Annotated in this window: 17 protein-coding genes; 7 read left to right on the forward strand and 10 right to left on the reverse strand. The window is 72.6% G+C overall.

The window, feature by feature from the left end:
- Positions 1-3 precede the first annotated feature (3 nt).
- Together hemB and aroE are read left to right on the forward strand one after the other, a co-directional pair.
- Positions 4-993: a porphobilinogen synthase gene (gene hemB, locus ACQYVW_RS16185; protein WP_434947684.1), complete on the forward strand. Its 990-nt coding sequence runs from the start codon at positions 4-6 to the stop codon at positions 991-993.
- Positions 994-1,139: 146 nt separating this feature from the next.
- Positions 1,140-1,979: a shikimate dehydrogenase gene (gene aroE, locus ACQYVW_RS16190; RefSeq protein WP_434947685.1), complete on the forward strand. Its 840-nt coding sequence runs from the start codon at positions 1,140-1,142 to the stop codon at positions 1,977-1,979.
- A 15-nt stretch (positions 1,980-1,994) separates the two neighbouring features.
- On the opposite strand, the gene ACQYVW_RS16195 is transcribed toward aroE, so the two are convergent.
- From ACQYVW_RS16195 to ACQYVW_RS16225, 7 genes are all read right to left on the reverse strand, one after another.
- Positions 1,995-3,365 carry a DUF58 domain-containing protein gene (locus ACQYVW_RS16195; protein WP_434947686.1) on the reverse strand — a complete coding sequence of 457 codons (1,371 nt, stop codon included), beginning with the start codon at positions 3,363-3,365 and terminating at the stop codon, positions 1,995-1,997.
- Positions 3,362-4,351, reverse strand: coding sequence for an AAA family ATPase (locus tag ACQYVW_RS16200; RefSeq protein ID WP_434947687.1), 990 nt, complete (start codon positions 4,349-4,351; stop codon positions 3,362-3,364). Before ACQYVW_RS16200 ends, ACQYVW_RS16195 begins: the two co-directional genes overlap by 4 nt.
- Positions 4,348-5,475, reverse strand: coding sequence for a DUF4350 domain-containing protein (locus ACQYVW_RS16205; RefSeq protein WP_434947688.1), 1,128 nt, complete (start codon positions 5,473-5,475; stop codon positions 4,348-4,350). The genes ACQYVW_RS16200 and ACQYVW_RS16205 overlap by 4 nt, the downstream gene beginning before the upstream one ends.
- Entirely contained in the window at positions 5,463-7,040 is a 1,578-nt protein-coding gene (locus ACQYVW_RS16210; protein WP_434947689.1) for a DUF4129 domain-containing protein, read from the reverse strand. The genes ACQYVW_RS16205 and ACQYVW_RS16210 overlap by 13 nt, the downstream gene beginning before the upstream one ends.
- Positions 7,030-8,133: a stage II sporulation protein M gene (locus tag ACQYVW_RS16215; RefSeq protein ID WP_434947690.1), complete on the reverse strand. Its 1,104-nt coding sequence runs from the start codon at positions 8,131-8,133 to the stop codon at positions 7,030-7,032. Before ACQYVW_RS16215 ends, ACQYVW_RS16210 begins: the two co-directional genes overlap by 11 nt.
- Positions 8,130-8,813: an RDD family protein gene (locus tag ACQYVW_RS16220; RefSeq protein ID WP_434947723.1), complete on the reverse strand. Its 684-nt coding sequence runs from the start codon at positions 8,811-8,813 to the stop codon at positions 8,130-8,132. Before ACQYVW_RS16220 ends, ACQYVW_RS16215 begins: the two co-directional genes overlap by 4 nt.
- A gap of 121 nt (positions 8,814-8,934) precedes the next feature.
- Positions 8,935-9,489 carry a gamma carbonic anhydrase family protein gene (locus tag ACQYVW_RS16225; protein WP_434947691.1) on the reverse strand — a complete coding sequence of 185 codons (555 nt, stop codon included), beginning with the start codon at positions 9,487-9,489 and terminating at the stop codon, positions 8,935-8,937.
- 134 nt (positions 9,490-9,623) lie between these two features.
- Here ACQYVW_RS16225 and ACQYVW_RS16230 point away from each other — a divergent pair, with 134 nt between their 5' ends.
- The 5 genes from ACQYVW_RS16230 (at position 9,624) to xth (ending at position 17,358) form a co-directional block, all read left to right on the forward strand.
- Positions 9,624-11,642: a TonB-dependent receptor plug domain-containing protein gene (locus ACQYVW_RS16230; protein ID WP_434947692.1), complete on the forward strand. Its 2,019-nt coding sequence runs from the start codon at positions 9,624-9,626 to the stop codon at positions 11,640-11,642.
- Entirely contained in the window at positions 11,630-12,145 is a 516-nt protein-coding gene (locus tag ACQYVW_RS16235; protein ID WP_434947694.1) for a YfiR family protein, read from the forward strand. The genes ACQYVW_RS16230 and ACQYVW_RS16235 overlap by 13 nt, the downstream gene beginning before the upstream one ends.
- Positions 12,142-14,004 (forward strand): putative bifunctional diguanylate cyclase/phosphodiesterase, encoded by a 1,863-nt coding sequence (locus tag ACQYVW_RS16240; protein WP_434947695.1) that lies wholly within the window; start codon positions 12,142-12,144, stop codon positions 14,002-14,004. The genes ACQYVW_RS16235 and ACQYVW_RS16240 overlap by 4 nt, the downstream gene beginning before the upstream one ends.
- Before the next feature lie 356 nt (positions 14,005-14,360).
- The gene (locus ACQYVW_RS16245; protein ID WP_434947696.1) at positions 14,361-16,532 is read left to right on the forward strand and encodes a putative bifunctional diguanylate cyclase/phosphodiesterase; all 2,172 of its coding nucleotides are present in this window, start codon (positions 14,361-14,363) and stop codon (positions 16,530-16,532) included.
- A 52-nt stretch (positions 16,533-16,584) separates the two neighbouring features.
- Positions 16,585-17,358 carry an exodeoxyribonuclease III gene (xth, locus tag ACQYVW_RS16250; protein ID WP_434947724.1) on the forward strand — a complete coding sequence of 258 codons (774 nt, stop codon included), beginning with the start codon at positions 16,585-16,587 and terminating at the stop codon, positions 17,356-17,358.
- Positions 17,359-17,509: 151 nt separating this feature from the next.
- Here xth and ACQYVW_RS16255 read toward each other — a convergent pair whose 3' ends face one another.
- From ACQYVW_RS16255 to ACQYVW_RS16265, 3 genes are all read right to left on the reverse strand, one after another.
- The gene (locus ACQYVW_RS16255; RefSeq protein ID WP_434947697.1) at positions 17,510-17,932 is read right to left on the reverse strand and encodes a hypothetical protein; all 423 of its coding nucleotides are present in this window, start codon (positions 17,930-17,932) and stop codon (positions 17,510-17,512) included.
- The gene (locus tag ACQYVW_RS16260) at positions 17,929-18,573 is read right to left on the reverse strand and encodes a DUF5671 domain-containing protein (RefSeq protein ID WP_434947698.1); all 645 of its coding nucleotides are present in this window, start codon (positions 18,571-18,573) and stop codon (positions 17,929-17,931) included. Before ACQYVW_RS16260 ends, ACQYVW_RS16255 begins: the two co-directional genes overlap by 4 nt.
- A gap of 233 nt (positions 18,574-18,806) precedes the next feature.
- The gene (locus ACQYVW_RS16265; protein WP_434947699.1) at positions 18,807-19,250 is read right to left on the reverse strand and encodes a PepSY domain-containing protein; all 444 of its coding nucleotides are present in this window, start codon (positions 19,248-19,250) and stop codon (positions 18,807-18,809) included.
- Positions 19,251-19,712 lie beyond the last annotated feature (462 nt).

Below are 19,712 nucleotides of genomic sequence, written 5' to 3' on the forward strand. Positions count from 1 at the left end.
CCCATGGCCTACCCCGATACCCGCATGCGGCGGATGCGCTGCGACGACTTCTCGCGCCGGCTGATGCGCGAGACCACCCTCAGCGCCGACGACCTGATCTACCCGGTGTTCGTGCACGAAGCGGACGGGCGCGCGCCGGTGCCGTCGATGCCGGGGGTGGAGCGGCTGTCGATCGACGAACTGCTGCGCGTGGCCGAAACCGCCAGCGAACTGCGCATCCCAGCGCTCGCGCTGTTCCCGGTGACCGCGCCGGAGGCCAAGTCGCTCGACGCCGCCGCGGCCTGGGACGACGAAGGCCTGTGCCAGCGCGCCGTGCGTGCGCTCAAGGCGCGCTTCCCGCAGCTGGGCGTGATCACCGATGTCGCGCTCGATCCCTATACCGCGCACGGCCAGGACGGCCTGCTCGACGCCGACGGCTACGTGATGAACGACGCCACGGTCGAGGCGCTGGTGCAGCAGGCGCTGTCGCATGCGCGCGCAGGCGCCGACGTGGTCGCGCCCAGCGACATGATGGACGGGCGCATCGGCGCGATCCGGCTGGCGCTGGAGGAAGCGGGCTTCATCCACACCCGCATCCTGGCCTACGCGGCCAAGTACGCCTCGGCGTTCTACGGGCCGTTCCGCGACGCCGTGGGCTCGGCATCCGCGCTGGGCAAGGCCGACAAGACCACCTACCAGATGGATCCGGCCAACAGCGACGAGGCCCTGCGCGAGGTCGCGGCCGACCTCGACGAAGGCGCGGACATGGTGATGGTCAAGCCCGGCCTGCCCTACCTCGACATCGTGCGCCGGGTGAAGGACCACTTCGGCGTGCCCACCTTCGCCTACCAGGTCAGCGGCGAGTACGCGATGCTCAAGGCCGCCGCGGCCAACGGCTGGCTGGACGAGCGCGCCTGCGCGCTGGAGGCGCTGCTGGCGTTCCGCCGCGCCGGCGCCGACGGCGTGCTGAGCTACCACGCGCTCGATGCGGCGCGCTGGCTGCGCGGCGGCTGATCGGGCGCATCGCGTCCCGACGCGCCGGGGCGGGGCTCGACCCGCTCCCGCGGCGCACCGTGCAATCGCGCCACCGGGCGTTCTATGCTGGCGGCGGACGCCGCGTCCCGGCCCGCCGCGCGGCGGCCGACTCCCCAGGAGGCTGCATGAGCAAGTTCGCCGTGTTCGGACATCCGGTCGCGCACTCCCTGTCGCCGCGGATCCACCGCGCGTTCGGACGCCAGCTCGGCATCGCGCTGCAGTACGAGGCCGTCGACGCCACGCCCGAACTGTTCTTCGAGGCGCTGGAGGCCTTCGCCGCCTCCGGCGGCGCCGGCGCCAACGTCACCCTGCCGCTGAAGGAGTCGGCGTTCGCGCTCAGCGCCAGCACCACCGAGCGCGCGCGCCGGGCGGGTGCGGTCAATACCCTGGCGCGACTCGACGGCCAGTGGCATGGCGACAACACCGACGGTGCCGGCCTGGTGCGCGATCTCACCGGCCGCCACCAGCTCGACCTGCGCGGCCGCCGCACCCTGCTGATCGGCGCCGGCGGCGCGGCGCGCGGGGTCGCGCCCTCGCTGTTGGACGCCGGCATCGCCGACCTGTTCCTGGTCAACCGCACCGCGCAACGCGCCGATGCGCTGGCCGACGCGCTGGGCGAACCGTCCCGCGTGCATCCGCGCCACCTCGGCGACCTGCGCGAACTGGGCGAGTTCGACCTGGTGATCAATGCCACCTCCGCCGGGCGCGGCGGCACCCTGCCGACGCTGCCGCGCTCGCTGCTGGGCATGCGCAGCGTCACGGTGGACCTGAGCTATGGCGAGGCGGCCATCCCGTTCCTGGCCTGGGCGCGCGCGCACGGCGCCTACCGCGCGATCGACGGCCTGGGCATGCTGGTCGAGCAGGCCGCGGAAAGCTTCGCGCTGTGGCACGGCGTGCGTCCGGAAACCGACGAGGTGTACGCGGAGCTGGACGCGCGGCACGCGGCCCTGGTGACGGCCGACTGAGATCCCGCCCGGGTTCTAGAGCAGGCCCTCGCGCTTGATCGCCAGGTAGCGTTCCACCAGCGCCGCGGGCAGCTGTTCGGCGGTGACATCGAGGACCTGCACGCGATGGCGGCGCAGGGCATCGTGGGCGGCAGCGCGCTGGGCGAGATAACGCGCGGTCGCACCGGCACGGATCGCGGCGTCCACGTCCGCCACGTCCTGCTCCAGTACTTCGTCGAGCGCGCGCTCGCGCAACGAGGCCACCACCACCAGGTGCCGTTTCTGCAGCATCCGCACCGCCGCCAGCACGTCCTCGATGTCCTCGTCGCGCAGGTTGGTGACCAGCATCAGCAGTCCGCGGCGGCGCTGGCGCAGCGACAGCTCGGTGGCGGCGGCGAGGTAGTCGGTGGCCACCGGCGTCGGTTCCAGGTCGTAGCTGGCGCGCAGCAGGGTGTCGATCGCGGCCATGCCGCGACGCGGCGGCACCCAGCGCGATTCGCCGCCGATGGCCAGCAGCCCCACCGCGTCGCCCTGGCGCAGCGCCAGATAGGCCACCAGCAGCGAGGCGTCCAGCGCATGGTCGAAATGCGCCAGCGCAGGCCCGGGACCGCCCGCGGACGGGTCGCGCGCGAGCATGCGCCGCCCGGTGTCGAGCACCACCACCAGTTGCTGGTTCTTCTCGTCCTGGTACTCGCGCGAGATGAGCTTGCGCGCGCGCGAGGTCGCTTTCCAGTCGATCTGGCGCAGGCTGTCGCCCACCCGGTATTCGCGCATCTGGTGGAAGTCGGTGCCCTCGCCACGCCGGCGCTTGATGTGCGCGCCCATCATCCGCGAGGCCTGCTCGGCGCTGACCAGGGCGAACTTGGTCAGCGGGGCGAAGTTGGGAAACACGCGCACGCGCTGCGCGGTGCCGGCCAGGCACAGCCGCCGCCACAGCCGCATCGGCGAGTGCAGCAGCAGGTGCACGCCCTCGAAGGCGAAGCTGCCGCGCGCCTGCGGACGCAGGCGGTAGTCGAACGCCGCCACCGTCCCGGGCGACAGGCGCAGCCGCCGCGGCAGCCCCTCGACCTCCCAGGCGCCGGGGTGCAGGTCGTGCACGTCCACGCGCAGGCCGCGCGGGCCGGATTCGAGTTCCAGCCGCACCTCGCGCTCGACCCCCAGCGCCAGCGCCTCGGGCACGCGCCGCGCCACGTCCGGCAGCGGCAGGCGCAGCAGCAGCGCCAGGTCGAGCAGCACCACCGCCGCCAGCGCGGCACCGGCCAGCGTCCATGCCGAAGCGGGCAGCCAGCCCAGGCTGGAGGGCACGCCCAGCAGCCCCCAGGCCACCGCGGCCACGACCACGCCCGGTGCGGGGCGCGGCAGGTGGCGACGGCGCACCGGCCCGGCATTGGTGGAGGTCGCGCTCACTTGCGCGGCGCGTCCACCTTGGCCAGCAGCGCGCGCAGCACCTGGTCGGCGTCCTGGCCCTCGATCTGCAGTTCCGGCGCCAGCGCGATGCGGTGGCGCAGCGCCGGCAGGGCCACATCGCGCACGTCGTCGGGGGTGACGAAATCGCGCCCGGACAGCACCGCCTGCGCGCGCGCGGTGCGCACCAGCGCCAGGCTGCCGCGCGGCCCCGCGCCGAGCGCGATGCCGGGCCAGCCGCGCGTGGCCGCCGCGATGCGCACGGCGTAATCGATCACTGCCGGGTCCAGCGTGGTCGCAGCCGTGCCCTGCTGCACGGCGACGATGCCTTCGGCGTCGAGTACCTGCCGCACCTGCTCCAGGTCGAAGCCGGCGGCGACGCTGTCGTGGCTGATCGCGGTGACCATCGCGACTTCGTCGGCATGCGCGGGATAGCCGATCAGCACCTTGAGCAGGAAGCGGTCGAGCTGCGCCTCCGGCAGCGGGTAGGTGCCTTCCTGCTCGACCGGGTTCTGCGTGGCCAAGGTCATGAACGGCGGCGGCAGGGCGAAACTCTGGCCCTCGATGGTGACCTGCTGCTCCTGCATCGCCTCGAGCAGCGCCGACTGGGTCTTGGCCGGCGCGCGGTTGATCTCGTCGGCCAGCAGCAGGTTGGTGAAGATCGGGCCGCGGCGCATGCTGAAGGTCTCGCTGCGCGCGTCCCAGACCGCGTGGCCGCTGACGTCGCTGGGCATCAGGTCGGGCGTGAACTGCACGCGCGCATGGCCGCAGCCCAGCGCCCGCGCCAGCGCCCGCACCAGCAGGGTCTTGCCCAGGCCCGGCACGCCCTCGATCAGCACGTGCCCGCCGGCCAGCAGCGCCACCAGGATCTGGTCGAGCACCTCGGCCTGGCCGATGAAGGCCTTGGAGACCTCGTCGCGCACGCGGGCCACGCGCTCGACCAGGGCATCGCCGGTGACCGGCGCGGGCGGGGTGTAGGTCTGGGTCATAGTCGTTTTCTCATCTCGACGAGTCGGGCCACGCGCAGCCGGAAATCGCCGGCATCGCGCGGTCGCGGGGAACGCAGGGCGTGTTCGATGTCGGGCGCGGGCAGGCCGGTGCGCGCGGCGATGGCCTCGGCCTGGGCCACGCCCTCGAGCGCGGCGGCCAGCGGATCGCGGCGCCGCAGGCGCGCCAGGAAGTCCTCGCGCATCGCGGCGTGCAGTAGCGAGGACAGCCCGTGGCGGCGCAGGTGCTCGCCGCTGGCCTGCACGTGTTCGAGCAGGGAACGGCGCTCCTGCGGCGGCGCGGGCATGGCCGGACCGACCCGCTGCACCCGCATCCACAGCCAGGCCAGCAGCGCCAGCAGCAGCGGCAGCCAGGCCATCCAGGCGCGCTCGAGCAGCAGCCGCCACAGCGGCGGCATGTCGGCCGCGTACACCAGGTGCATGCGGCCGTGGCCGTAGTTGGGCGCAAGCAGCTGCCGGGCCAGGGCCAGGTGCGGCACCTCGCGCAGGCCGTCGTTGGTCAGGAAGTCGGCCGAGGCCAGCACATCGACCAGGCCTTCGCCCCGCGCCAGCCGCACATAGGCGAAGCCGGCGCTGAAATCGCCCCAGGACAGCAGCGGATCGACCCGGGGCACGAAGCGGGTGCCGCCGCAGAACTCGGTATGCCGCTCCTGGCCCGGGACGTGCAGTTCCTCGCAGCTGGTCTGGCCCGGGCGCAGGGTCAGGCCCAGCCCATCGAGCAGATCCACCTCGCGCGGCGCCGCCCGGCGCTGGCCGCGCGGCGTGGTCAGCAGCAGGTGGCCGCCAGCATCCACCCAGTCCAGCAGCGCCTCGACGTCGCGTTGCGCCAGGGTGCGCGGGTCGCCCAGCAGCAGCACGGTGTCGCTCCGGTCCGGCCGCGCAACGGCGAAGTCCAGCCGTTGCCGCGACTGCGCCTCGATGCCGTCGGCACGCAGCGCCAGGCGCAGCGCATACAGCGGGTTGTAAGCCGCCTCGCCGGCCGGCGGCAGCGGCCGCGTCTGCACGACCCGCTCGTAGCGATGGTTCCACCACGCCGCCAGCAGCCCGGCGCAGACCAGCCCCAGGGCGACCAGCGCCGATGTGCGCAGACGGCTCACCGCGCCCATCCGAAGCGCTGCGACAGGTCGGCGAGCAGCGATTCGAACTCCTCGTCGCGCGGCAGCCGCTGCGCGTAGGCCGCCAGCTGCCAGACCCGCACCATGCGCGCGAAGCTCTCGCGGTCGGCCGGTTCGGGCATGCGCCGCGAGGCGCGCAGGCATTCGGCCTCGGTGGCGCCGGGCACCAGCGCGCTGCCGATCCGCGCGGCCATCGCCTCGACGCTGCCGCGGTACAGCAGCGCCAGCGCGCGCCGCGGTCGGCCTTCGCGCCACAGCCGCCGCGCCTGCGCGACGAGGTCATCGGGCAGGACGTCGGGCTCCGGCGCGGCACTGACGCTCACCGCGCTGGGCAGTTCCCGCCGTCCGCGCGCGCCGCGCATCCATGGCAGCCAGCGCCGCGCGGTGAGCGCCAGCGCAAGCACCACCAGTCCCAGCAGGATCCACAGCCCGAACTCGCCGACCACCGCCAGCACCTGTCCCAACCCCCGCAGCCAGGGTGGCGGCGTACGCGGCGGGGGCGCGGGCCGCTCCTGGCGCAGCCGCCAGCTGGCCTCGGTGCGGCTGCGGGTCAGCAGCGGATCCTCGTAAGCGCGCTTGACCGCCTGTCGGAAGGGCGCGTGGTCGACCACCGCATCCTTGCCAAACACGCGCGGTAGCGTCGGCCGCCGCGCGCGGTTCTCTTCGGCCGCGATCTCCTTGGCCCGAAGCCGCTGCCTGATCACCTCGCCCGGTTCCTGCACGCCCTGGCCGGCCTGGGCATGCGCCTGCGGCGCCAGCAGCGGCAGCGCGGCCACGGCCAGCAGCAGCACCACCGCCTGCGCCAGGCGCGCGCGCAGGCGGCGCAGCACGATCTCGATGTCCCAGGCCTCGATCCGCACGCGGCGGTTGAGGTACAGCCCGAACCCGGCACCGACATGGAAGGGTTCGACCGCCGAGATCGCCAGCCACAGGGCCGCGTTGAACCCCAGCTGGGCGATGCGCGGGGGATCCTGAATGATCAGGGTGAACATCGCGCGCGCCGATTCCGACAGCAGTTCCTCCGGCACGAACATCATCACCAGCAACAGCAGCGACACCACCAGGACCCCCACGAACAGCAGGCAGGTGCCGGCCAGCAGCGCCGCATGGCCCTGGATGCCGTCGACGATCACCGCGCGGCGGCGCGCCAGGGCCTCGCCCGACACGCCTTCCAGCATTTCCACCGGCATCGCGATCGACCGCCACGGGCTGGGCCGGCGCCAGCCGAGCCGCGCCACCGCCGCCCGCCAGCCGCCACGCCAGGGCGCGGCCAGCGCCTCGCGCGTGCCGGGCACCTCGCCGAACACGGATCGCGACAGCACGAACAGCACCAGGCGGTCGAACAGCGGCAGCAGCCACCACATCGCCAGCGCCGCCAGCCACAGCGCATCGACCGCCCAGGCCGCGGCGTTGAGCAGGACGAACAGCGGCAGCGTGGTCAGCGCCCAGGGGCGCCAGATCGCAGCGGCATGCCGGCGCACCAGCGCGTTGCCCAGCTCCATCGCCTCCCAGGGCGAACGCGGGCGCAACTCGAGGCGGACACGGTCAAGGCGCACGGCCTGGTTCCCTGGGGTGCCGACGCTGCCATCCGTGGCGGGACACCGGCATCTCCGGAACGTCCGGCCCAGCCATCCGTGGCCGCTCGCCCGGCATGGCGGCGCGGCCGTGCCGCGCCAGCGCGTCATGCCCCCGCCCACCCAGCGCCAGCCAGCCCAGCACCAGGCTCCACAGCAGCGCGCCAACGCCGAACTTCACCGGCGCCGGGATCGAGCCGGTCGAGGACCAGAACGCCTCGACGAACGCGGCGAACACCAGCATCGCCAGGATGCCCAGGCACAGCCGCGCGCCCACGCGCCCGGCTTCGGCCAGGGCATCGACCCGGCGCAGCCGCCCCGGCGCCAGCAGCGCCAGGCCCAGGCGCAGGCCGGCCGCACCGGCGATCACGATCGCGACCAGTTCCGGCGCCGAATGCCCGGCCACGAAGCGCCAGAACGGATCGCCGTGGCCGATCACCTGCAGGTGGCCGGCGACCGCCCCGAACACCACGCCGTTGAACACCAGCACGAAGGCCGCGCCCACCCCGGCCAGCAGTCCGGCGGCGAAGCTGCGGAAGGCGATGCTGACGTTGTTGTAGATGTAGTAGCCGAACATCGCCAAGTCAGTGCCGCTCTCGCGGCCCAGGCGATTGCGCGCATCGGCCGGGTCGTACATGGCTTCGAAGCTCGCCAGCTGCTGCTGGCTGAATACGCTGTGGACCAGCTCCGGCCACTGCTGCACGGCCAGGAACAGGGCCAGCGTAGGCAGCGCGAACAGCACCGCGGCCAGCCACAGGCAGCCGCGCTGGGCGCGCACCAGGCGCGGGAAATCGGCCGCCAGGAAGCGCAGCGCGCGTCGCCAGGGCGGCGGCGGCGCGCGATAGAGCACGTCGTGGCCGCGCTGCATCAGCGCCTGCAGCCGCTCGGTCACCTGCGGGCTGTAGCCGCGCCTGCGCGACAGCGCCAGCTGCTGGCACAGGCGCCGGTAGCGGGTGGGGATCTCCTCGTCGCGCGGCACCTCGCCACCGCGCCGGCTCGGACCGCGCGCATCCAGCCAGCGTTCGAACCCGCGCCACTCGGCCTCGTAGCGGGCGATGAATGCTTCCTGCCTCATGCGCGCCGCCCGAGCAGCCACTGGGCGATCGCGGCCAGCCGGTCCACGCCGGCGGCGCCGTGGGTGCCGGTGAGCGCGCTGGCGATGCCGGCCAGTTCTTCCTGGCGCTGCGGGGTGAGCGCATGCGCGCGCTCGGCGAACGCGATCAGGGCGGCCTGCTCGGCCGGCAGCAGCGGCACCATCGGGGCCAGGACCGGGCCCGGCGGCAGCGCCGCGCCATGGCCGCGCGCGGCGGCGTGCACCACCATGGTCCGCGCCACGATGTCGCCCAGGCGCCGGCTCCAGGGATCGGCCAGGCTCGCGGCCAGGCCGAAGGCGTAGCCGAACGGCAGCATGTCCACGGTCCGCATCAGGTTGCGCAGGAACGAGGCCATCCAGCCCACCGGCGCGCCGTCGGCCGAGACCACGCGCAGGCCCAGCGCGCGCTTACCCGGCGTCTGCCCATGCCACAGCGCTTCGAACAGCACCGGATAGCCCCAGACCACCGCGAACAGCAGCACCAGATACAGCCCGGAGCCGGCGCGGCCGAGCAGGGCGAACACGGTCGAGGCCAGCAGCAGCAGGCCGAAGCGGATCGCCAGGTCGATCAGCCAGGCGAAGGCACGCGGCACCGGCCCGGCGGCCGGCAGCCGCAGCGCCACGCCTTCGGGCGTGTGGATCTCGCGCACGGTGTCGAGCATCAGGGCGTCGCGCGCGGACACGCCGCCACCTCCGGCGCGCGCATCCCTGCGTCCAGTCCCACGCCCCCGCCTTGGCCGCGCTGCTCCCCGTGCACGCGGCTACTGTACGCCAGCCCCCGGCTCAGCGGGAGGCGTCGAGCAGGTACTCGTCCTTGAGCCGGACGTAGTGCTGCGCGCTGTAGTACAGCGCCTCGATCTGCGCGTCGTCGAGCTTGCGCACCAGCCGCGCCGGATTGCCCAGCCACAGCTCGCCTTCGCCCACCACCTTGCCCGGTGAGACCAGCGCGTTGGCGCCGACGAAGCCGTGCTTCTTCACCACCGCGCCGTCCATCACCACCGCGCCCATGCCGATCAGGCAGGCGTCCTCGATGCGGCAGGCGTGGATGATGGCGCGGTGGCCGATGGTCACGTCCTCGCCGATCACGGTGGCGAAGCCGCCGTCCTTCAGGTGCGGGCCGTCGTGGCTGACGTGCACCACCACCCCGTCCTGCAGGTTGCTGCGCGCGCCGATGCGGATGTAGTTCACGTCGCCGCGGATCACGGTCATCGGCCAGATCGAGACGTCGTCGTCCAGCACCACGTCGCCGATCACCTGGGCCGATGGATCGATGTACACGCGCTGCCCGGTTTCCGGGCGCTTGCCGCGGTACGGGCGCAGGTTGGGTGGGAGCGTCATGGCGGCATTGTAGGGCCTCGCCCGGCGATGCCCGTCACATGCCGACCGCTGCCGCCGGGCGCGCGCTCCAGAAAACATGGGGAGCGGCCGATACCGCAGCCAGTGGCGCGCCCCCGACAGCCGATCCGACGACCATGACCCTTCCCCCCTCCCGTTTCCGGGCGCCCGCCGGCCGAGCGCCGCATCGTCGCCGGCGCCTGGCCGCCGCACTCGCCCTGCTGTGCAGTGTCGCGCCCGGACTGCATGCCCAGGATGTCGCCGACTTGGCGGCGCTGTCGCTGGAGGACCTGCTGGACCTGGAAATCGTGACCGCTTCGCGCTTCGGGCAGCGCATTTCCCAGGCGCCGTCGGTTGTCCAGGTCATCACCGCCGACGACATCCGCGCCCATGGCTGGCGCACCCTGGGCGAGGCGCTGGACAGCCTGCCCGGCCTGTACGTCAGCGAGACCGGTCTGTACGCCTACCTCGGCGCCCGCGGCCAGCTGCGCGCCGGCGACTACGACACACGTTTCCTGCTACTGGTCAACGGCCACCGGATCAACGACGCGGTCTACAGCCAGGGCCCGGTCGGCGCCGAATTCCCGCTGGACATGGCGCTGGTGGCGCGCATCGAGTACGCGCCCGGCCCGGGCTCGGCGGTGTACGGCTCCAACGCCTTCTTCGGCGTGATCAACGTGATCACCCGCAGCGCCGCCGACTTCGGCGATGGCGAACTGCGCGCCGGCGTCGCCAGCTTCGGCACCCACGACGTACAGGCGACCCTGCCGCTGGCCACTGGCGCCGGCAGCACCCTACTCTCGGTCCGCCAGTCGCGCAGCCGTGGCCGCGACCTGTATTTTCCCGAGTTCGCCGACACCCCGTCGGGAGGCCACGTGCGCGGCCAGGACGGGGAGCGGGTGCGCCAGCTGTTCATCGAGCACCGCCAGGGCAGCCTGGCGCTACAGTTGGTGGCCGGCGACCGCCGCCGCGACGACCCGGTGGCGCCCTACGAGCAGACCTTCGCCGCGCCCGGCGCCGAGGTCCAGGACCGCTGGGTGGATCTCGGTGCGCGCTACGACCGCGCCCTGGGCGAGACGATGCAGGCCAGCGCGCGCCTGGACGTGGTCGATTTCCGCTACCTGGGAGATTACGTCTATGGCGAGGAGGACGACGCCTACGTCAACCGCGACATCGCCACGGGCACGTCGGTGGTGCTGGGCGGCCAGGTCGTCAGCCGCGCCATCGAGGGCCATACCCTGGTCGCGGGCGCCGAGCTGCAGCTCGACCGCTCGGTGGTGCAGCGCAACTTCGACCTCGATCCGCATGCGTCCTACCTGGACTCGCGCGAGGACATGACGAGCTTCGGCGTATTCGTGGACGACGAGATCAGGCTGTCGGACACCTGGCGCTTCAACGGCGGCCTGCGGCTCGACCGCAGCGACCTGGGCACGGTGCGCGCGAGCCCGCGCATGGCGCTGATCGCCGCACGCGCGGCGACGGTGTTCAAGCTGATCGTGGGCCAGTCGTACCGCTCGCCCAATGCCTACGAGCGCTATTACCAGGTCGAGTCCGAGGACAGCACGCAGCTGGCCAACCCCGCCCTCGGCGCGGAGCACGTGCAGACCAGCGAGCTGTACTACAGCGTCGACCTGTCGCCGCGCCATCGCGCCGAAGCGAGCGTCTACCACTACCGCCTGCGCGACCTGGTGACCCTGGTCGAGGTCGACGGCGGCACGCTGATGCTGACCAACGCCGGGCGCGGATCCTCGCGCGGGGCGGAGCTGGCCTATACCCACCACCGCGAGAGCGGCCTGCTGCTGCGCGCCAGCTACGCCTACAGCGAAGTCGCCGACGCGCAGTCGCCGCGGCCGCTCAACGCTCCCCGCGGGATCGCGCGCGTATCGGCCTCGCTGCCGCTGAGCCCAGGGCTGGACCTGGGCCTGGGCGCGCGCCACGTCGGCCGCCGCGCTACCAGGGCAGGTTCGGTGGAGGCCTACACCGTGCTCGACGCGCACCTGGACTGGACCCCGGCCGGCTCGCCGGTCTCCTTCGCCCTGGGACTGCGCAACCTGCTCGACGAGCGCTATGCCGACCCGGTCGGGCCGGAGTTCGCCCAGGATTCGATCCCGCGTCGCGGACGCGAATACCGGCTCGAAGCGACATGGCGCTTCTAGCGGAGGCAACGCAGGGCCGCCAGCGTCGGCGCGCGCCTGCCGCACTGCTCGCCGCGCTCGGGCTCGGCACGGCGGGCGCCGGCCATGCCCAGGTGGACGAGCACGCGCTCAAGGCCGCGTTCGTCTACAACATCGCGGCGTTCGCCGACTGGGGCGGCGCGCCCGACCAGGCCGTGATCCTGTGCGTGCAGACGGGGCCGCAGCTCGATGCCGCGCTTGCCGCGATGGCCGGACGCACGTTCGCCGGCCGCCGCGTCGAGATCGCGCGCACGCCGCCGGCCGCCGGCTGCGACGTGCTGGTGCAGGACGCGCAACTGCCGCCGCCGGCGCCTGCCGCCAGGCTGGTGATCTGCGACGCCTGCCAGCTGCCCGACGGCAGCAGCACCGTGGCCCTGGTGCGCGAAGGCAACCGCATCCGCTTCGACGTCGACGCCGCGCGTGCGCGCGCCGACGGCGTGACCCTGAGCAGCCAGCTGCTGCGCCTGGCCAGGCGCGTGCTGTGAGCCTGCCGACCTCGAAGGCCGCCGACGGCCTGCGCGCCAACGCCATCGGCGCGGCGATGGTGCTGATCCTCGCCGGCAGCGTGCTGCTGCTGCTGCAGTGGCTCGACATCCGCCGCGAGTTTACCTCCGATGCCCAGGCCCAGGCCCGGGTGATCGCCTCCAGCGCCGCCGCCGCAGTGATGTTCGGCGACGTCGAAGGTGCGCGCGAGACGCTGGCGCCGCTGGCCTCGGTGCCGGCGGTGCGCCGGGCCGACATCATCGACGGCCACGGCCGCGTGCTCGCGCACTATCCCGCCGATGCCGAGCGCGAAGCGCCGGCGACCGGACGCGGCTGCGGCCTGGGCTGCACCTGGGTGGCCGCGCCGGTGCTGCTGCGCGAGCAGGAGGTGGGCACGGTGCGGCTGCAGATCAACATGGGCCGCGCCCGCGCGCGCCTGTGGGGCCTGGCGATCGCCTTCCTGATCGCCTCGCTGGTCGCGTTCGCGTTGAGCTACCCGCTGATGCGGCGGATGCGCGAGCGCGTGCGCGGGGTCGAGGCGCAGCTGCGCTACCTGGCGCACTTCGATCCGGTCACGCGCCTGCACAACCGCAACGCCTTCAATGCGCTGCTGGAGGAAGGCCGCGCGCGCGGCGAGCCGATGGCACTGATCCAGCTCGACCTGGACCGCTTCAAGGAGGTCAACGACAAGCTCGGCCACCAGGGCGGCGACGAACTGCTGCGCCAGGTCGGCCTGCGCATTGCCGGCGCCCTGGGCGAGGAGCACCGCCTGTTCCGCCTGGGCGGCGACGAGTTCGCGATCGTGACCAGGGGCGCGGACGCCATCGCCAGGGTGCAGGACACGGCAGGGGCCGTGCTGGCCAGGTTCGCGGCGCCTTTCGCGGTGGACGGCATGAGCCTGGGCATCACCGCCAGCGCCGGCATCAGCCGCTGGCCGGACGATGCGCAGCGGCTGCCGGAGCTGGCCGCCAACGCCGACATCGCGATGTACGCGGCCAAGCGCGCCGGCCGCAACCGCTTCGCGGTGTTCGAGCCGGGCCTGCGCACCGCGCAGCTGGCGCGCATCGGCATTCGCGACGCGCTGGCCGGGGCGATCGCCGGCAACCAGCTGCAGCTGCACTACCAGCCGCAGGTCTGCGCCCAGACCGGCCGCCTGCAGGGGGCCGAGGCGCTGCTGCGCTGGACCCATCCCGAGCTGGGCGCGGTGTCGCCGGCCACCTTCATCCCGATCGCCGAGGAAGGCTCGCTGATCATCGACCTCGGCCGCTGGGTGATCGGCGAGGCATGCCGGCAGATCGCCGCCTGGCAGGCCGAAGGGCGTGGCCTGCTGCGCGTGGCGGTCAACCTCTCCGTGCGCCAGACCCGCGACGAGGCCCTGCCCGGCTTCATCGACCAGACCCTGGCGCACACCGGCATCCCCGCGCGCTGCCTGGAGCTGGAGGTCACCGAAAGCGTGCTGATGGAGGACACCGACAAGGCGGTGGCGCAGCTGGCGCGGCTGCGCGCGCGCGGCCTGCAGCTGTCGATCGACGATTTCGGCACCGGCTACTCGTCGATGGCCTACCTGCGGCGCCTGCCGATCGACAAGCTCAAGATCGACATGGCCTTCGTCCAGGCCGTACCGGGCGAGGGCGAGGCGATCGCCACCGCGATCCTGGCCATGGCCCGCACCTTCGGCCTGAGCGTGGTGGCCGAGGGCGTGGAAACCGTGCAGCAGCGCGATTTCTTCCGCCTGGCCGGATGCCAGCAGCTGCAGGGCTATTTCTTCGGCCGCGCGCTGCCGGCCGATGCCTTTGCCGCGAACTGGCTGGCTGGCGGGGACGGTGGCAACAACAGCGGCGAGGTCGCGGCCGGCGCTTAGCGCGAGCAGCCGCGCCTTGGGCCAGGGCGGCTGCAGCCTTCGATCCCGGCTCCTGTGGGAGCGACCTCGGTCGCGAAAGGCTTCGCGCGCAAGCGCGCTCCCACAGTGGCCGGGCGACGGCTGCTGGTTCAAGCGCATCCGCGCACGGCCGATACCGGAGCTGAGTCCATCCGTTGTGGCCCACCCGCCATGTCCCTGCCTGCGCAGCGCTCCAGTCCTGCCTGCCTCCGCCTGCCAGCGGCGGTCGGGCCGCGGGCGGGCAGAGCAGCCCCGGGCAGCCGACGCGGCGTTCACCCCCGCGCCCGGGACAATCGCCGGCCGATCCCGCCGCGGCCCACGCAAGCACAGGCACGACGATGAGACCGACTCCCGATTCCGGCGTGCCGCCCTGTCTGCCCGCCGCGAGCGGCCAGGAGTCGATCGACCAGGTCTGGATCCGCAACCTGCTCGATGCCTCCGACGAGGTGATCTACTTCAAGGACCTGCACAGCCGCTTCCTGCGCGTGAGCCTGGGCATGTGCAAGCAGCACGGCATGAGCCAGGACGCGATGCGCGGGCTCACCGATTTCGACCTGTTCTCCGAGGACCACGCCGCAGCGGCGCTGGCCGACGAGCGGCAGATCATCCGCAGCGGCGTGCCCATCCTGGACAAGGAGGAATGCGAGAGTTTCCCGGACCGCCCCTTGCGCTGGGTGTCCACCAGCAAGTTTCCGCTGCGCGACGGCGAGGGCCGGATCGTCGGCACCTTCGGCATTTCCCACGACATCACCCGCCGGGTGCTGGCCGAGCAGGAGATGGCGCGCCTGGCCGAAGCCTCGGCCGCGGCCAGCGCCCGGCTGACGCGGATCGAGGCGCAGCTGCGTTCGGTGCTCAATGGTTCGGCCGATGCGATCGCGCAGTACGCGCCGGACCTGCGCTACCGCTACATCAATCCGGCCGGCGAGCGCCTGCGCGGGCGCCCGCTGCACGAGCTGGTGGGCCGCACCGATCGCGAGATCGGCCCCGACCACGAAGCCGCCGACTCCTGGGAAGCCGCGCTGCGCCAGGTGCTGCGCACCGGCCAGCGCTGCGAGCACGAGTTCTCGATGCAGCACCCCGACGGCAGCCAGGGCTGGTTCCATACCACCCTGTCGCCGGAGACCGACGAAACCGGCGAGGTGGTGGGCGTGCTCACCTCCACCCGCGACGTCACCGCCGGCAAGCTGGCCGAACGCGCGCTGGCCCACCAGGCGATGCACGATCCGGTGACCGGGCTGGCCAACCGCTACCTGCTGATGGACCGGCTGGGCCAGGCGCTGCTGCGCCTGGACCGCACTCCGGGGCGGGTGGTGCTGATCTTCGTCGACCTGGACCAGTTCAAGGCGGTCAACGACGGCTACGGCCACGAGGTGGGCGACGAACTGCTGGTGCAGCTGGCGGCGCGACTGTCGGCGCTGCGGCGACGCGAGGACACGGTGGCGCGGCTGGGCGGTGACGAATTCGTGGTGCTGTGCGAGCACGTCCAGTGCGAGGCCAGCGTGCGCGAGATCGCCGCACGGATCGTGGACGCCCTGGCGCAACCCTTCGCCGTCGGCACCGGCCTGCAGGTGCGGTTGTCCGCCAGCCTTGGTGTTGCCGTGACCCACGACCCGGCGACCTGCGCCGCCGAACTGCTGCGCAATGCCGATACCGCGATGTACCGGGTCAAGCAGCAGGGGCGCAACGGTTTCCATGTGTTCGACGGTTCCGACCGCAAGGACGAGGGTCCGCTGCAGTTCGAGGCCGACCTGCAGCACGCGCTCGCGCGCGGAGAGCTGGCGCTGGTTTACCAGCCGATGCTCTCGCTCGGCGACCAGCGCCTGCTCGGCTTCGAGGCCCTGCTGCGCTGGCGCCACCCCGTGCGCGGCACCCTGCTGCCGGGCGACTTCCTGGCCACCGCCGAACGCCTGGGACTGATGGGCCCGATCGGCGAGTGGGTACTCGATACCGCCTGCGCGCGCCTGGCCGCCTGGTCCTCGGGATCGGCCAAGGGGGCCGCCGCCGCGCCGCTGGTGATGGCGGTCAACGTATCGGGCAACCAGCTGCGCGCCATGGGATTCGCCGACCAGGTGCGGCGCGCGCTGGCCGCACGGGAGGTCGCCGCCGCTTCGCTGCGGCTGGAGATCGGCGAGCGCGACCTGGTCCAGGACGATCCGCGGATCGAAGCCGCGCTCGCCGAGCTGGGCGCGCTCGGCGTGCAGCTGGCGGTGGACGATTTCGGTGCATCGGTGACCTCGCTGGCGCGGCTGTCGCGCATCCCGGTGAGCGTGGTCAAGCTCGACCGTTTCGCCGGCCTGCGCCAGCGCGAGATCGTGGCGGCGGTGATCGCGACCGCGCATGGCCTCGGCATGAGCGTGGTCGGGGCCGGCATCGAGGATGCCGGGCAGCTCGCCGAACTCAGCGCGCTGGCCTGCGACGACGGACAGGGCTTCCTGCTCGGACGCCCGCTGGAGGAGCCCGCCGTCGAGCAACTGCTGCGCAGGGATGGCGCCGCGCCGGCTGTGGCATAGTCCCCGGCCGATGGCGGCGGCAGCCGCCCGCGACGAGAACGACCGGAACCCCATGCGCATCGCCAGCTGGAACGTCAATTCGCTCAACGTGCGCCTGCCGCACCTCACGCAGTGGCTGCAGTCCTTCGCACCCGACGTGGTGGGCCTGCAGGAAACCAAGCTCGACGACCTGCGCTTCCCCGACGACGCGCTCGCGGCGCTGGGCTATCGCAGCGTGTTCTGCGGGCAGAAGACCTATAACGGCGTGGCGATCCTCGCGCGCGACCGCGCGATCGGCGAGGTGCAGTACGGGATTCCCGGCTTCGAGGACGAGCAGAAGCGGGTGATCGCGGCCACCGTCGGCGATGTGCGCATCGTCAACCTGTACGTGGTCAATGGCCAGGACGTGGGCACCGACAAGTACGCCTACAAGCTGCGCTGGCTGGAGGCGGTGCGCGCCTGGCTGGCCGACGAACTGGTGCGGCATCCGCGCATGGTGGTGCTGGGCGATTTCAACATCGCTCCGGATGCGCGCGACGTGCACGACCCCACCGTGTGGAACGACGGACACATCCTCACCTCGGCCGCCGAGCGCGATGCGCTGCAGCGGCTGCTGGCGCTGGGGCTGCACGATGCCTTCCGCCTGCACAGCGAGGAGGCCGGCATCTTCAGCTGGTGGGACTACCGGCAGGCGGCATTCCGCCGCAATCTCGGCCTGCGTATCGACCTGACCCTGGTCTCGGACGCGCTGCGCGCGCAGGCGGTTGAGTCCGGCGTCGACCGCGAACCGCGCACTTGGGAGCGGCCGAGCGACCACGCGCCTGCCTGGGTGCGGCTCGCGGGTTGATTGCAGGCCATCTCGTCGCCGCTGGCGCCGCGTGAGACCGCGGCATGATCGATCATCGAAGCGCTAGCCGCCGTTCCGGCTTTCGAGTCCCTCGGCCCGCGTCAGCCTGGGGCGGTGGAGCGGACGACACGCCCGCGCAGGCGGCGGACCGTCAGCGCGCCCCGCCCCTGTCCACCCGCCTCTGGAAGCAATGGGCGCCGGGCGGGTGCGCCCAGCCGCCGGTCGGATCGTATCCGCCGCGGCCCGGACCGCCGGTCGCGAACACGGCGCACAGGCGGTAGCGCTGCGCATCGACGGTGACGTACTCGTAAGGCGTCGCGGTTTCCGGATCGATGAGCGACAGCTGGCCGGCGGTGGCGGGGTCGAGCCGGTCCAGCCCAGCTGGCAGCGCATCGTGCTGGCGCGCATGGGCCTGGATGGCGCTGTCGATCCGCTGCAGGTCCTGCACCCGCCGCTCGTCGATCCGCGCCTGCCGCTGCGCGCCGGGCAGGCCGGTTTGGACCAGGGCGGCCGCGATCGTCGCGGCGACCACCACGCCGGCGACGATGAGCGCGCGCCCGCCAGGGCGGGTCATGCCTCACGCTCCTCGCCGCGCAGGTCGGCGAGATACCAGGCGAAAATCGCGCCGGCGATCGCGCCCGCCACCAGCACCTTGAGCACGAAGCGCAGGCTCAGCTCGCCGCCGAGCAGGTTGTGCACCAGCACGATGACGTCGCCGATGAGCACCGCGGCGGCGATGAACAGGGTCAGATAGGTCAACCAGCGACGCACCGCCGACAGGCGGCGCGAGGCATCGCGCCCGACCTCGCGGCCGATCCGGTGCGCGGTGAACGCAAACACCGGGAATGCCACCAGCAGCGTCGCCACCGACCAGCGCATCGATCGATCGAGGCCCTGCACGCGATAGGCGGGATCGGCCGGGTCGGGCAGCCAGATCTCGATCAGGTCGAACAGCAGGCTGCCCAGGTGCCAGGCCGACAGGTACAGCGTGGTGAACAGCACCAGGTACTGGAAGGCGTCGCGCGCGGACAGATAGGGGCGCGGCCTGGGCACCGGAACCACAAAGGGCATCTCGGCCCAAGCGGCCAGCGGGCCACGGATCTGGCCGGGGTTCCAACCCGCCGCCACCAGGGCCGCCTCGACCTCCTGGCGCGATGCGCCGGCCGCCAGCGCATCGTGGACGAAGCGTTCGAGTTCCTGTGCAGCCGATGTCATGGATCAATCCTGCGTCGGGGTTGGACGGGACGCTGCCCCGTCCCGGTGCCGGCGGTCAAGGCGGCTGCGGCAAGTCGAGGATTTCGCGTCCGCGGGGACAGGAATCCGGCGCGTCACACGGCAAGCATCCCGGGCGGGGTGCAACCGCCCGGGATCCGTGGTGCGGGCGCCAGTGTCCGCTTGAGCACCGCGTCCGCATCGCCTGCGATGGCGTTCGGACGGGCGGACGGGCCTCAGTCGCGGGCCTTGCCGATTACCTCGCCGGTGGTCGGATCCATGCGCAGCTCGACGTCCTTGCCCTGCGCGTCCTCGGCCTCCGCCTTCCACACGCCGTTCTCGAACTCGACGTCGTGGACATTCGCATAGCCGGCGGCGGCGAGCCTGGCCTTGACGTCGTCCTCGCCCAGATTGGCGACCTGCTCGTCGGGATACACGTTGCCGGTCTTGGGATCGATCGACAGTTCGACCCGGTTGCCGTCGGCGCTGCGCGCGTCGGCAGTCCAGACGCCGTCGTCGAACTCGACATCGTTGATATGGGTATAGCCCTGGGCTTCGAGCTTGCTGCGGACCTCGGCAGCGGTCAGCGGCTCCTGCGCCATGGCGGGCGCGCCGGCCAGCAGCATCACGACGGTCGCCAGGGCCAGGGCGGTACGACGGAACGCGGTGGGGCTGGACATGGTTCGACTCCTGTTTCGGGAGTGCGCATCCTGTGCGCTCGGCCTTCAATCGCCGGTGAAGCCAAACGGCGCGGGGCGGCTCCGGTTCATCGATGCATGCGCGACGAGAAGGCCGCCCGGCTTGCATTGGCTCTGCTCCTTCCACGGAGTCCGCCCAGGCTCCACGCAGAAGTTCAACGTTGTGGGAGAGCCGGTCGCCGGGAGTGGCTGCCCGTCGGCTTCGGTCAGCCGGCTACGCGCTCCGGCCCGTCGTCACGGAGACTACCCTCGCCCTCCAGCCAGATGCTGCCGGCCGCGGCGTATTCGAGCGCAAGTGATCAGTGTGGCCAAGGCAGCAGCGCGATGCGCCTGGCGGCGACGATGCTGCTCTGTTTCGAAACCACGCCACTGGCAGGCAGCGGTCGCTCCGGGCCGGGGATTGCGGAGAGCAGCGCATGATGCGCTGCGGCGGCGAGTCGGCCA

The sequence above is a fragment of the Luteimonas campi genome (assembly GCF_051162505.1).
GTDB lineage: Bacteria > Pseudomonadota > Gammaproteobacteria > Xanthomonadales > Xanthomonadaceae > Luteimonas.

Coding starts and splice junctions, on each gene's coding strand:
- ACQYVW_RS16220 (WP_434947723.1), bottom strand. CDS start 8,813: ATGCTCGACACCGTGCGCGAGATCCACACGCCCGAAGGCGTGGCGCTG.
- ACQYVW_RS16215 (WP_434947690.1), bottom strand. CDS start 8,133: ATGAGGCAGGAAGCATTCATCGCCCGCTACGAGGCCGAGTGGCGCGGG.
- ACQYVW_RS16205 (WP_434947688.1), bottom strand. CDS start 5,475: ATGGGCGCGGTGAGCCGTCTGCGCACATCGGCGCTGGTCGCCCTGGGG.
- ACQYVW_RS16260 (WP_434947698.1), bottom strand. CDS start 18,573: ATGACATCGGCTGCACAGGAACTCGAACGCTTCGTCCACGATGCGCTG.
- ACQYVW_RS16235 (WP_434947694.1), top strand. CDS start 11,630: ATGGCGCTTCTAGCGGAGGCAACGCAGGGCCGCCAGCGTCGGCGCGCG.
- ACQYVW_RS16230 (WP_434947692.1), top strand. CDS start 9,624: ATGACCCTTCCCCCCTCCCGTTTCCGGGCGCCCGCCGGCCGAGCGCCG.
- ACQYVW_RS16225 (WP_434947691.1), bottom strand. CDS start 9,489: ATGACGCTCCCACCCAACCTGCGCCCGTACCGCGGCAAGCGCCCGGAA.
- aroE (WP_434947685.1), top strand. CDS start 1,140: ATGAGCAAGTTCGCCGTGTTCGGACATCCGGTCGCGCACTCCCTGTCG.
- ACQYVW_RS16265 (WP_434947699.1), bottom strand. CDS start 19,250: ATGTCCAGCCCCACCGCGTTCCGTCGTACCGCCCTGGCCCTGGCGACC.
- xth (WP_434947724.1), top strand. CDS start 16,585: ATGCGCATCGCCAGCTGGAACGTCAATTCGCTCAACGTGCGCCTGCCG.
- hemB (WP_434947684.1), top strand. CDS start 4: ATGGCCTACCCCGATACCCGCATGCGGCGGATGCGCTGCGACGACTTC.
- ACQYVW_RS16255 (WP_434947697.1), bottom strand. CDS start 17,932: ATGACCCGCCCTGGCGGGCGCGCGCTCATCGTCGCCGGCGTGGTGGTC.
- ACQYVW_RS16200 (WP_434947687.1), bottom strand. CDS start 4,351: ATGACCCAGACCTACACCCCGCCCGCGCCGGTCACCGGCGATGCCCTG.
- ACQYVW_RS16245 (WP_434947696.1), top strand. CDS start 14,361: ATGAGACCGACTCCCGATTCCGGCGTGCCGCCCTGTCTGCCCGCCGCG.